This is a genomic window from uncultured Anaerococcus sp. (assembly GCF_963510915.1).
In the GTDB taxonomy this organism is placed as follows: Bacteria; Bacillota; Clostridia; order Tissierellales; family Peptoniphilaceae; genus Anaerococcus.
Map to the genome: position 1 here is coordinate 1 of NZ_CAUPHG010000044.1, position 13745 is coordinate 13745.

The 13745-nt window shown below is 35.6% G+C and carries 9 protein-coding genes; 6 read left to right on the plus strand and 3 right to left on the minus strand.

From position 1 onward, the window contains the following. Nucleotides 1-37 precede the first annotated feature (37 nt). Nucleotides 38-481 (minus strand): ribosome maturation factor RimP, encoded by a 444-nt coding sequence (gene rimP, locus RQ893_RS05085; RefSeq protein ID WP_311481968.1) that lies wholly within the window; start codon nt 479-481, stop codon nt 38-40. A gap of 257 nt (nt 482-738) precedes the next feature. Here rimP and RQ893_RS05090 point away from each other — a divergent pair, with 257 nt between their 5' ends. The 6 genes from RQ893_RS05090 to RQ893_RS05115 all read left to right on the plus strand — a co-directional run bounded on the left by RQ893_RS05090 (nt 739) and on the right by RQ893_RS05115 (nt 8235). Then, a complete protein-coding gene (locus RQ893_RS05090) occupies nt 739-2193 on the plus strand; it encodes a carbon starvation CstA family protein (RefSeq protein ID WP_311481969.1) in 1455 nt (484 codons plus the stop codon). Between the two features lie 59 nt (nt 2194-2252). Then, the gene (locus RQ893_RS05095; RefSeq protein WP_311481970.1) at nt 2253-2567 is read left to right on the plus strand and encodes a hypothetical protein; all 315 of its coding nucleotides are present in this window, start codon (nt 2253-2255) and stop codon (nt 2565-2567) included. A gap of 1 nt (nt 2568) precedes the next feature. After that, nucleotides 2569-3453 (plus strand): MoxR family ATPase, encoded by an 885-nt coding sequence (locus RQ893_RS05100; RefSeq protein WP_311481971.1) that lies wholly within the window; start codon nt 2569-2571, stop codon nt 3451-3453. Then, nucleotides 3446-5137, plus strand: a complete 1692-nt coding sequence (locus RQ893_RS05105; RefSeq protein WP_311481972.1) for a VWA domain-containing protein — start codon at nt 3446-3448, stop codon at nt 5135-5137. The genes RQ893_RS05100 and RQ893_RS05105 overlap by 8 nt, the downstream gene beginning before the upstream one ends. Before the next feature lie 165 nt (nt 5138-5302). Continuing rightward, a complete protein-coding gene (locus RQ893_RS05110; RefSeq protein ID WP_311481973.1) occupies nt 5303-5998 on the plus strand; it encodes an ABC transporter ATP-binding protein in 696 nt (231 codons plus the stop codon). Next, a complete protein-coding gene (locus RQ893_RS05115; RefSeq protein WP_311481974.1) occupies nt 5998-8235 on the plus strand; it encodes an FtsX-like permease family protein in 2238 nt (745 codons plus the stop codon). The genes RQ893_RS05110 and RQ893_RS05115 overlap by 1 nt, the downstream gene beginning before the upstream one ends. A 44-nt stretch (nt 8236-8279) precedes the next feature. Here RQ893_RS05115 and RQ893_RS05120 read toward each other — a convergent pair whose 3' ends face one another. Together RQ893_RS05120 and ispG are read right to left on the minus strand one after the other, a co-directional pair. Continuing rightward, entirely contained in the window at nt 8280-12713 is a 4434-nt protein-coding gene (locus RQ893_RS05120; RefSeq protein ID WP_311481975.1) for a PolC-type DNA polymerase III, read from the minus strand. Next, nucleotides 12703-13745, minus strand: a 1043-nt coding sequence (ispG, locus tag RQ893_RS05125) for a flavodoxin-dependent (E)-4-hydroxy-3-methylbut-2-enyl-diphosphate synthase (RefSeq protein WP_311481976.1), incomplete at its 5' end; no start/stop codon positions are given. The genes RQ893_RS05120 and ispG, both read right to left, overlap by 11 nt.

Consider the following 13745-nt stretch of genomic DNA (forward strand, 5'->3'; position numbering starts at 1 on the left):
AGGGCCAACATAAAGTCTTTGTTCATAATATCTCCTTTTAGAACACTATCTCTATCTTAATTTCCTTGATATCTTTTTTATCTATCTCAATATCTTCGCCATCTTTTTGGGCAAAAACTATAGAATTTTCTTTGATATCTTTCACCTTTGCAAGGATAGGATCGCCGTTTTTTAGCTTAATCTTTAATAGCTCATCCTTGTTTCTAATGAGGTCTCTATCTGTCTTTAGCGGTCTAGATAAATCTTGAGAGGATACTTCTAGGTAATAAGAATTTTTAATCAAGTCTAGTTCATCTAGCCTCTCATCAAGAAATCCGCTAACCCTCTCACAGTCATCAATTGTAATTCCTTCTTCCTTATAAATATAGAAAATCAACCTATGACCGTCTTTACCACCTACGAATTCAAGGTCGACAAGCTCATAACCGAGATTTTCTATTTCGCCTTCTAAGGCAGTTCTTAATTTTTCTAATAAATCCATCTCAATTCTCCCCTAACATCAAAAAAAAGTGGAATTTCCGCCCCACTCTTACTAAGCATACTATACTTTCTTATCAATAAATATCAATCTTTTTAAAAATAAATAATAAGCAAGCAAGAACTTATTTTTTGTATTATATTTTATTTATAACTAGTATCTATGAAAATGGTTGTGGTGTTGATATTTGCATATAAGTCTTGTTTTATTTTTAGAATTATTCTATAATAAAGATATGATAATAAATAAAGGAGGACACAATGACACTATTTATTATTGGACTTATTATTTTATTAGGAGGAGGATTTTTCTATTCAAAGTATGTTGAAAGTCAACTAGAACCAGATGATAGAGAAACTCCTGCAGTCAAAAAAGCCGACGGTGTCGACTTCGTAGTTATGAGCAAGACCAAAAACTGGCTTATTAACCTACTAAATATAGCAGGTACAGGACCTATCTTAGGACCTATCCAAGGTATCCTTTTTGGCCCTATCGCTTTTTTAGCCATTCCTATTGGTTGCGTTATTGCAGGTGCTGTTCATGACTTTATGACAGGTTTCATCTCTATGAGAAACGGTGGTAGCCAAGTACCAAAACTCGTTGGTAAGTACTTAGGTGGTGGCGTTAGAGTATTCTATAACGTAGTTATCGCTATCCTACTTCTTCTAACTGGTGTTGTATTTGTTTACACCCCTGGAGATTTAATTGCTAAGTTTGTTTTAGGAAAAGACCCACAAGGCGCAGTTATTTGGATTATCTACGCTGTCATATTTGCTTACTACATACTTTCTACAGTAATGCCTATTGATAAGGTAATCGGTAGAATTTATCCTATCTTTGGTGCTTTCCTAATCATTTCTGCTATCGGAGTTTTATTTGGTATCTTAACCCGTGGTAGCGGACATTTAGCTTTCGAAGGTCAAGGACTTCTTGCCCAACATCCAAAGGGACAAAAATTCATCCCAGCCTTCTTCATTACAGTTGCCTGTGGTATCTTATCTGGTTTCCACGGTTCCCAAGTAACCCTTGTTTCTAGGACAGTTAAGTCTGAAAGAGAAGCTAGGATGACCTTCTACTCTACAATGATAGCCGAAGGTTTTATAGCTATGATTTGGGCAGCTGGAGCTATGGTTCTATTCTCCTCTGGAGAAAGTGCTCTTGATACTCCTGGTACAATCATGGTTGGTAATATTTCCAAATACTTCATGGGTAATATTGGAGGACTTCTTGCCATTATCGGTGTAATAGCACTTCCTATCACATCTGGTGATACAGCTTTCAGATCTTTAAGACTAATAATCGCTGAAGAAATGAATATCGATCAAAGAAATCCTGCTAAGAGAGCAGTCCTTGCTGCCGTATTATTTATTCCAGCAGCAGGTATCCTATACTTTGCAAAAATTAACCCAGATGGATTCAACCTACTTTGGAGATACTTCGGATTTACAAACCAATTCGTTGCTATCTTTGCCCTTGCAGTTGCAAGTGTTTACTTAATGTACACAAATAAAAATTACCTAATCACCTTAATACCAGGTGCATTTTACTGCTTCGTAGTATTCTCATTTATTATAAATGCAGACCCAATCGGATTTAGGCAACCATACACTATTGCCTACCCAGTAGCAGCAGTAATTACTGTTTTGTATGTAATTTGTGTAATACAACTAGGCAAGAAAAATAGAGCTCGAATTGAATCTATAATTTTAGATTAAGATAAAAAAGAGGGTGGCTAATGCCACTCTTTTTTAATATAATAAACTCAGGAGGGCTTATGAATTTTATTTTAACTGAAAAGGCAAAAGATTTTGCCAATAAAAAACATATTAAAGAAATATTTATTAATCCAGACCTTGATAGCAAGGAAACTTGCTGCACTATCGGGACTGTGGATTTTGACGTTTCAACAAAGCTAATAGGCAATAAGGATGCCTACAAAAAATATACAGATTCTAATGTAGATATCTATATCAACCCAAATTTCTTTTCCTTTGTGAAAGATGATATGGAAATTGAGATTTCTGCCTTTGGAATTGGCTCATTTAAAAAACTTTATATAAAAACAGAAATAAACACAATCGAGAGATAAAATGGATAGATTTTATAAAAATATAGAAGACTTTAAAAATAAATATCCTCTTGAAAAAGACCTAGAAGACAGGATTCCTAATCCAAAATTTTTATATTTAGGAAATACAGTCTTAGAAGAAGCCATTGCTGCCATTCTTGCTGGTAAAAATCTCCTCTTGGTTGGAGATAAGTCTACCGGCAAAAATGTCCTTGCAGAAAATTTATCCTACATTTTTTCTAGACCTATGTGGAACATCTCCTTCCATGTAAGCGTTGATGCCTCAAGTCTAATCGGCGATGACACCTTAAAATCAGGCGACGTTGTATTTAGGGAAGGACCCATAAGTCTTGCCAGCCGCTATGGTGGTTTTGCTATCTTAGATGAGATAAATATGGCAAAAAACGAAGCCATGGCAGTCCTCCACTCTGTTCTTGATTACAGAAGAAAGATTGATGTACCAGGCTACAAGCTTATTAATGTCAACCCTGCCACTCGCTTTATAGCAACAATGAACTATGGCTACGAAGGTACTCGTGACCTAAATGAAGCACTTTTATCAAGGTTTGCTATTATCAAAATGCCAAGGATTTCTGTTGACAACCTAAAACGACTAATCAAAGACCACCACCCAGAGCTCAAAGAAGTTTTTATAAATGATTTGTCAAACTTTTTTAAGGACCTAATTGATAAGGCAGATGCCCACGAAATAACAAACACCGCCCCTGACCTAAGAGGAATATTTGATGCCCTTGACCTAGTTGAGGAAGGACTCGAATTTAAGGAAGCAATAAGACTTTGTCTAATAAACAAAATTTTCGATGACTATGAAGCTGATTTGATAGAAGATTTATTAAAATCGAGGTTTTCTGATAATATTTACAAAAAAGATCTTACAAATGAATAAAAACCAGAAAAAACTTCATGAAAATAGAATAAATAACCTTCAATGGGCGGGCGCTACTAATTACAATTTTGAGAATTTTATTATAGGAGAAAATATTGACGGGAATCCCGATTTCTATCTTAACCTAATTATTGGCATAGCTATAAAATACCTAGGCGAAAAAGCAATACGAAATCTTTTTGACTTGTGGGCCTACAATCCAAGACGTGACAGGTATGACCTTGCCCTAATTTATATCCTAGAAGACTTTGCCTACAAAAAAGAAATTGGCCAAAGGCCTATCCTAGAGTCTCTTAGAAAGGTCTATGCAAAAAAATTCCTAGATGACAGATATGATCTACAAAGAAGGAGCCTTGCCCTTAGACAAAATACAATTTATAGGCTTGAGCTTATCAGAATGAAGGAAATTTTGGGTCTTAATTATGGAAAGCTTTCAAAAAAAGACCTAGACCTTTATAAAAATTTATACCTTCCTTGCGATACTATTGAGTCTAATTTGGAAAAAAGAGTTGTTAATCTTTTTAAAACTTATTTATCTTATAGGGAAAATGACTTTCTCAAAAAATTTCCATCACTAAATTTGTCTTTTTTTGAAAGTGCAGGCATGGTAAGCCTTGAAAGATCAAATATGCCGGCAAGTTTTGCTGGTAAAAGTCAAAAATCTTTAGCTCTTGGAAGCCTCATACTAAATTTTAAAATCAAAAAACGCAGAGAAAGCCTTGCTTACATAGAAAAAACCTTTGGTAAATCTCTTTTTAGCGAAAATATTAGGCTTGGAATAGAAAGAGACCTATGCACCGACAGTCACAAAAAGTCAAGACTTTTTTATACAAGAGGAATTACAGAAAATGATAAGGACCTCGACCAAGTTCTCAATAAAAAAATCATAAATAGACACCTCTTAAAATTTAAAGAAAATAAGACTGCCTATACTAGGGCCATTTCTGTCTTGTCTAAAGAAATAAAACTCAAGCTCAATCTTAGCTCTTCCTTTGATGAGGACCTTGCTTCAAGGGGCAGACTTGTGCCTAGGCTTGCATACAAGGCTGAAATTACCGATAAGGCTAGGATATTCAATAAGAAAACCTTAGTTTCTGACCCATCCATGAAAGTTGACCTCATAGTTGATGGATCAGCCTCCCTCCTTGATAAGGAGTCTGAAGTCGCCATCGAAGCCTACATCTTAGCCAAATCATTGGAAAACAACAATATCTTAAATAGGGTCATATCTTTTCAGACCGTTGGGGACTTTACTATCCTAACTATTCTCAAAGACTACGATGAAAAAGCTGATATGAAGAAAATTTTCCGTTTTAAGGCTATGGGTTGGAACAGGGACGGACTTTTCTTCCGTGCCTATGGAGCAATCCTAGATAAGGATATCAAATCTACTCTTGGCCTTATTATTACAGATGCCAATCCCCAAGACATAAAGCCCCTAATAAGTAAAGGATTTAGGCTCAATAAACCCTACCAAGATCAAATAGGTCTTGCTGACGCAAAGAAAAACTTAGCCATTCTTAGAAAAAAGGGCCTCAAGCTAGCAGCAATCATAAATGGTGACCATGATGAAAATACCAAAAGCCTTTACAGGAATAATTTCATTAAAATCTACAAAGCAACCGAAATTGCTAGAGCCTGTGGCAAATTTATAAAAAAACAAATAACTTCCTTAGATAAATAAGCTAGAAAAATTATAAAATCTTTCACGAATTAAACCTCTGACCTTTTTATAATTTTCTAGCTTTTTTATGTGCATTTAACCCTTTATGATTGTACTTTCCTATTGTAGGCAATTTTTAATCGTGTTATAATATTGATATAGATTATCAGTTGCGAAGGAGGACTTATGATTGAAATAAAAAATTTGTGCAAAAGTTATGGCCAAGGTCAAGCTAAGATTGATGTTCTAAAAAATATTGACCTTGAAATAGAAGATGGAAAAATAATCTGCATCCTAGGACCATCTGGGTCTGGTAAGTCCACCCTACTAAATATTATCGGTGGTATTGAAACTATCGATAGAGGCGAAGTTAATATCGCTGGGGAAAACCTTGCCAGCATGAGCAAAAAAGAATTAGAATCATATAGACGTGATAAGTTAGGTTTTGTTTTTCAATTTTATAACCTAATTAGCGACCTAAATATTTTAGAAAATATAGAAGTAGGAAAATTTTTGGCAAAAGATCCTCTTGATATAAACAACCTTGTCGAAGACTTGGGAATAAAAGATCAACTTTATAAGTATCCAAATGAAGTTTCGGGTGGTCAAGCACAGAGAACCTCTATTGCCAGAGCCCTTATCAAAAGGCCAGAGCTTTTAATTTGTGACGAGCCTACAGGTGCACTAGATTATGAAAGCGCTAAGGAAGTTTTGTCCTTAATAGAAAAAATGAATAAGACCTATAAGTCAACCATCCTTATAGCTAGCCACAACATTCAAATAAGTAAAATGTGCGATTATATCCTAAATATCCACAATGGCATGGTAAAGTCATATGTCAAAAACGATAAAAAAATTCAAGCAAAGGATGTGACCTGGTAATGAAAAACCCAATTTACAAAAGAGCTTACAGGCAAGTTTACTTTCATCCTTCCAGGGTCTTGCCTATCTTCCTTGCTCTTATCTTTATAATTATTTTTTCTTCATCATTTTTTACTGCCCAAGACTCAACAAAAAAGTTGTATTACGAACTTATTGACAAGGGAAGGGTTGAGGATGGGAATTTTACTTGCCTAGATAAATTAGATGACCAAAGTATTAAAGATTTGGAAAAGAAAAATATAAACCTATCCGAAAATTTCTACCTACAGGCAAAGGCTGGTGATAATAAAACCCTTAGAATATTTGAAAATAGGGAAAAAATAAATATCCCATCTATCCTCACAGGAAGCCTTGCCAAAAAGAAGGGCGAAATTGCTCTTTCTGCAAATTATGCCAGGGCCAATGATTTAAAAGTTGGAGATATGATAAGACTTGAAAGGAAAGATTATAAAATAGTTGGTCTTATCGCTCTTCCAGATTATTCCACCCTTCTTAAAAACAATAGTGACCTTGTCATGGACCCTGGATTTTTTGGAGTAGGTCTTGTGGCAAAAAATTCTCTAAAAGACCTATCAGAACAAATTACCTACCAATACTCCTACCATGATAAGGAGGACTTGACAAAGGCTGATGCAAAAGATAAGCAAAAAGACTTGCTAAAAATTGTAAATAAAAAAAATATGGTCACTGATTCCCTATTAAAATTTGACAACCAATGCATCAGGTTTTTTATTGAAGACATGGGCGGTGATGTGCCAATGATGACATCACTTATGGTTGTCTTGGTTATAGCCATTGCCTTTATAAGTGCCATCCAAGTTAAAAGTCTTATCGAAGAAGAAGCTCCAATAATTGGCACTCTCCTCGCTTCAGGTTACAAAAAAAGTGAGCTGAGAAAATCTTATATGCTAATGCCTATATTTATCACCCTAGTCGCCTGTCTAATCGGCAATATCATTGCCTATACCTTTGCCTACAAGACTTATACAAGCCTCTACTACAAGTCCTACGACCTACCAAAATTCGTGGTTTCATTTAACCTTAGGTCCTTTATGCTAACAAGCCTTATTCCACTATTGATATATTTAATAATCAACTATCTTGTAATAAGTAAGTCTCTTAGCCACAAGGCCATTGATTTTTTGCGAAATACAATCAAATCACCTAGGGCGAGAATGAGAGTACGATTAGATAAATTCACCTTTATTAATAAATTTAGGTTGAGGGTTCTCCTTGCAAATAGGCTAAATATTATTAGCCTAATCTTTGGTATAGGCCTTGCCAATATCCTCTTGATTTATTCTATAGGAGTAAAGCCTATTTTTATAGACTATGCAGAAAAGGTTAAAAATTCTATGAAATATGACCATACCTATATAGTAAAGGCTCCTGATCCAAACATCAAGGCTGATAAGATTTCTATGACAAACTTTGACCTAGTAGCTTATAATATGAAAAAAGTCCCATGTCTGGGAGTGGATTCCGATTCAAAATACAAGGACTTGGATATTAAAGATTTGGATAAGAAAGATGTAATAATTTCAAACGGTCTCGCCAAGGTTTATAAGTTAAAAGTAGGTGATAAAATCGAAGTTATAGAAAATTTCAACTATGAAAAGGTAAAACTTGAGATAAAATCAATAGATAAGTCCAACAACCAATTTCAAATCCTCGGCAAAAGAGAAAATATAAATAAAATTCTTGGTCAAAACAAGGATTATTTCAACGCCTACGGATCAAAGCAAAAACTAAGTATAGATAAAAATCTCCTAGTTAGTGAAATTGACAAGGAAGAAATGAATAAATTTATGGCACACTTCCTAGATTCTTTTGGCGGTGTCTTTGATAGTCTCCTAGTCATTACCCTCGCCTTTTACCTTATCATTTCCTATTTGGTTACAAGCCTAATCATAGATAAGTCAAAGACAAATATTTCTTACCTAAAAGTCTTTGGGGTGAGAGATAGGGAAAGTACAGCTGTTTATACAAATCCTATCTTCCTAATCCTTCTTGTCTTTGAAATAATAATGATACCTGTCATGGACTTTTTAATTAAAACTATGACAAAGCATGCTATCACAAAATTAGATGCCTATGTTGAGATAATTATCCCAATCTCTAGTTTTACTAAGGCCATTGCCCTTAGTTTAGTAATTTTTATCATAGTCCAATTTTTAGAAAAGAGAAAAATTTCAAAAATAGATATGGTGAAAGAATTAAAAATAATTAACGGTTAAAAAAACTGTTGGAAGAAGCGAAACTTCTCTCCAACAGTTTTTTCTTATAACAAGCCATCAAAAAGACTCATTTGATTTTCTTCTTGGATACCGTTTATAATTCCCAAATCTTTTAGGCTCTTGAGAGCATTTTTATTAACCGAAGTCCTTGCCATCAAGTCCTCAATCGAAATAAAGTCTCCTTTTGTCCTTTCTTCTACTATATCCTTCGCCATAGCCTCGCTCACATCATCAACTGCAGCCAAAGGTGGAAGGATTTGTCCATCCTTTATCAAAAATTTTGTAGCATCTGACTCGTAAATATCAGCCTTTGTGATTTTTATCTCCCTGGCGTGCATTTCTTCAGCTACTTCTAAAACTGTTCTTAAATCACTATCCCTCTTGCTTATATTAAACATTTCCTTATAAGAGTTTAGCGCCATCTGTACTGACTCAAGACCAGAAAGAATTGTTGAGTAAGTGAAGTCTCCTAATTTTGATGAAAAATATGATGCATAGAAGGCTTCAGGATAATAAACCTTATAATAGGCAATCCTGTAGCTCATCAAGCAATAAGCAACAGCGTGTGCCTTTGGGAAAAGATAGGCTATCTTGAGACAAGAATCTATATACCAATCCTTAACCCCATTTTCTCTCATATAATCAATCTCTTCTTCGCTAAGGCCCTTGCCCTTACGAACTTTTTCCATAATCATGAAGGACTTTTTCTTATCAAGGCCCTCTTGGATAAGGGCATTCATGATGTCATCCCTGGTTGAAATAATTTCATTAAAGTCTGCTGTGTTTGACTTGATTAGGTCTTGGGCATTGTTTAACCACACATTTGTACCATGAGATAAACCAGAAATCCTCGCCATCTCCGAAAACTTTTTAGGATAGGTATCTTTAAGCATACCACGAACAAAATTTGTTCCGAATTCTGGTATGCCAAGGGTGCCTATATCGTTATTTGAAAAATCATGCTTGATTTTAAGTGGCTCTGTAGATGAGAAAATTTTCATAACATCTATATCGTCCATCTTAATCTTTAGTGGGTCAGTCCCTGTAAGGTCTTGGAGGTTTCTGATTACAGAAGGTACATCATGACCCAAGAGATCCAGCTTCAAGAGGGTTTCTTCCATAACCCTGTATGGGAAATGTGTGGTCTTATTGCCGCTAGCTGGGTCATCTGCTGGATATTGGATTGGACAAATATCAAAAACTTCTATATCATCTGGCACAACTATAAGACCACCCGGGTGCTGACCTGTTGATCTTTTTACATCTTTAAGGCACCTTTGAAGTTTCCTTACCTGAGCGTTTGTTAGGCTTAGGTTATTTTCTTCCATGTATTTTTTTATATAACCAAAGGCAGTGTTGTCTTGGATTTTTCCAATTGTTCCTGCCCTAAAGACCTTGCCCTCACCAAAAAGCTCTTCGGTATACTTGTGGATAGTAGGTTGGTATTCGCCAGCAAAGTTTAAGTCTATATCAGGCTCCTTATCACCTTCAAAACCTAAAAAGACTTCAAATGGGATGTTGTGACCGTCCTTGTGCATTGGTGTACCACATACTGGACAATTTTTGTCTGGATAATCTATACCAGATCCTAACAAGTCTTCTTCAAAAAATTCTGAATGTTTGCAAGATGGACAAATATAGTGAGGTGAAAGTGGGTTTACTTCTGTAATATCAGCCATGGTTGCCGCAAAAGATGACCCAACTGAACCCCTAGATCCAACCAAATATCCATCCTCATTTGATTTTTTTACAAGCTTTTGGGCGATGATATATAAAACTGCGTAACCGTTTGAAATAATTGAATGAAGCTCCCTATCTAGCCTGTCTTGGACAATTTTTGGTAAAGGATCGCCGTAAATTTCGTGGGCCTTTTTAAAGCAAGTATCCCTTAGCATTTCCTCAGAACCTGCGATTTTTGGAGGGAAGGTTCCGTGAGGAATTGGCCTTATATCCTCAAGAGTGGCCACTATTTTCTTTGGATTTCTAATTACAAGTTCATAGGCCTTAGAATCTCCAAGATAAGCAAAGTCTTTTAGCATCTCATCTGTAGTCCTCAAATAGTATAGAGGTCTATTTTCCTTGTAGAAGAAGAAAGATCCTTTTTTAAGTACATTTCTAAGCTTGTAATCACCTGGTTCTAGGTATCTAACCCCACCTGTGGCTGCGACTAACTTCTTATTAGCCTCTCCAAAATCAATTATTTTTTGGTTTATTTGCTTAACTTGGGCTAGGGAGTCGATTTTACCACTTTCTACCTTATCCAAGAACATAGAAACCGGCTCTACCTGATAAAAATCAAAAAGGTCTAGTACTTTTTTTATTTGCCTATCACTTCTATCATTTAGGATATATTCAAAAAGCATACCCTCTGCTCCGCCACCACCTAAAACCAAACCTTCTCTGTATTTTTCAAGAATAGACATAGGTGTTCTGGCTTCGCCATTTGCCATGTGATTCATCCTTGATTCTGAAATTAACTTATAAAGATTTTTAAGACCAGTCTTATCCTTGGCAAAAGCTAGGGCAGAAAAAGTTTCATGCTTTGCCTTTGGATAGTTTGTCTTTAGAGTATTAATCTTTGAAATATCAAGGTCTTCCTCTTCCATAATCATCTTATACATCTTGATAAATATTTGAGCAGTGGCTCTGGCATCGTCGCTTGCCCTATGGTGGTTAAAGGCTGGTATATCAAGCTTTCTTGCAATCTTATCAAGTGAGAATTTTCCCATATCATCAAAAAGTGCACGAGCCATTGGAAGGGTATCTAAGTATATTGGATCAAATTTAAGCCCCAATCTCTTAGCGTTTTCTCTTATAAAACCAACGTCAAAATCTGTATTTTGACCAACAATTAGACTATTCCCAACAAATTCTAAAAATCCTGGCAAGACATCTGCGATTTTTGGCTTATCAGCTAGCATTGCATCAGTAATACCTGTAATTTCTACGATTTTTTCAGGTAGGATTCTTTCTGGATTTATTAGTTGATTGTAAGTTTCAGTTATTTCTCCATTTTCTACTTTGACAGCACCAATTTCTGTAATAGCATCCCTGTATTTTAGAAGGCCTGTAGTCTCTATATCGAAAACCACAAAAGACCCATCTTCTAGGTTTTTAAAGCTTGGCACTTCCTTATCCGAAAGGTTTGTCAAAATCCTTAAATCATCTTCTACAAGGAGGAGTTCCACGCCATTTAGAACTCTGATTCCATTTTTCTTATAGGTATCATAAACATAAGGCAATACTTGGAGGTTTTCGGTATCGGTAATACCAATTGTATCCCAACCCCACTCTTTGAGGACTTTTAAAAGGACTCCGTCATCCACAAAGCCGTCTAGGTTGGTATATTTTGAATGAAGTTCAAGTTCAAATCTCTTATCTGCTGCCAAATCTACTTTCTTTGAAATCAAAGCATTTGTCAGAGAATTAACCATAAAAACATCTTCTTTGGAAAAGTCATCAAAGTTTAAAACTCCCTCAACTTGAACAGCCATCCCTTCCTTTAATTCTTCTAATTTGAAGTTATTCTTCTTATTGGCAAAAAGTTTGCAGGAAATTGCGTCAGTCTTATCTTCCAAATCGAAAGTATAAATAAAATAACCAGATTTTGTTTCATTACAGTTAAGACCAAAAATGGTTCCAATTAGGGAATTTGTCATACCTTTTTTGTCGTATATATCCTCGATTTGGATAGGGTCAGCCTTGATTTTTCTTCCAAAGTTAAGGCCATCAGTCTTCTTAGCCTCTTCTTTTTCCTTTTGCTTGGTTTGATAATTTAAAGCTTGGGCAATTTTCCTTTGTAGTTGGGCTTCCTTGGCCCTTTTTAAATCGTCAAAAGCTGAAGATTCTCCTGCTTGCCTACTAAGGTCTTCTTGTGAACTTTCCTCATCTTGAAAACTCTCATCATCAGCAGGCTCTTCGTCATCTTCGACAGGTTCTCTTTCTTCTACCTCTTCGTTAATAGCTTCTTCCTCTGAGATTGAATTTTCAAATTTATTTCCCATAGAAACTGGAATTTCTTCCTCGCTTTCCGACTCTTTTTTCAAAAGGTCATCTTGGCGCAAATCCTTAGAGAAATTTTCATCTAAATCTTCTTTAATATCTATGATACTAGCTTTGTCATTTCCAAAATTTCCCTTAGCTGAATAATAAGACGCATTTTCTCTTGGCTTAGGCTCTGAAATATTCTCATCCCTAAAAACTAAGTCATTAAGATTATCAGGTACGTCTTCGTATTCAAATTCGCCTTCATATTCTGGGATATAGTCGTCAAAGTCTTTTACTATTATTTTTTCATAGGAAATTTTAAGGTCAACAAAATCAAAATATTCCCTCAAATCTTCCTCAAGAGCAGAATCAAGTGGATTTTCTGATTTTATTTTTATATCTAGTAGGTTCTCTTTTTGGTAAAAAATCGCACTTACAATAGTATATAAATTTTTTTCTACATTAATTAATCTTGCCAGGTCAATTTTCATTTTTCTCTTCTTTTAAAACTTCAATCAAGGTATCAACTATCTCTTCTTCTTTTACTTTCTTAACAGTCTTGCCATTTTTAAACAAAAATCCCATGCCTTTTGCGGCAGAAATCCCGTAGTCAGCTTCTTTTGATTCGCCAGGTCCATTTACCGGACAACCCATTATGGCAACCTTAGCATTGATATCAAGACCTTTTGATTTTTCTTCAACTTCTGCTACTATATTTGGCAAATCAACACTTGTACGGGAGCAAGTCGGACAAGAAACTATATCAAGCCCATCACGTCTAAGACCAAGAGCCTTTAAAATTGCCTTGCCAGCTCTTACTTCCTCAACAATATCTCCTGTGATAGAAACCCTCAAAGTATCTCCAATTCCGTCTTTAAGGAGAGATCCTATTCCAATTGATGATTTGACGAGAGCTTGGTAAAGTGGTCCTGCTTCGGTCACTCCTAGATGCAAAGGATAATCGACTTTGGATGACAAGAGACTATAAGCATCAATCATGGTATTTACATCAGAAGATTTTACAGAAATTTTTATGTCATGAAAATCCATGTCTTCTAGGATTTTTACCTCTTCTAGAGCACTTGCTACAAGAGAATCCTTGTTAACGCCGCCAAAGCGATCAATAACTTCTCTAGAAATCGAACCAGAATTAACCCCAATCCTTATTGGAATTTGTCTTTTCTTACACTCTTCAACAAGGAGGGCAACCTTATCTCTACCTCCTATATTGCCTGGGTTGTACCTTAAACAATCGCAACCATTTTCTACTGCTGCAAGGGCGAGCTTATAATCAAATTGGATGTCCGCTACAAAAGGAATATGAGTAAGACTTTTTATCTTAGGAATCGCCTTAGCATCTTCGATTGTATTTATAGCCGACCTTGAAATGTCACATCCTTCTTTCTCAAGTGCCTTTATTTGCTTAACTACAGCCTCTACATCACTTGTCTTCGCTGTTGTCATTGATTGGATAGAAATAGGAGAGCCGCCACCAACAGCAACATCTCCTACAAAAATTTTTC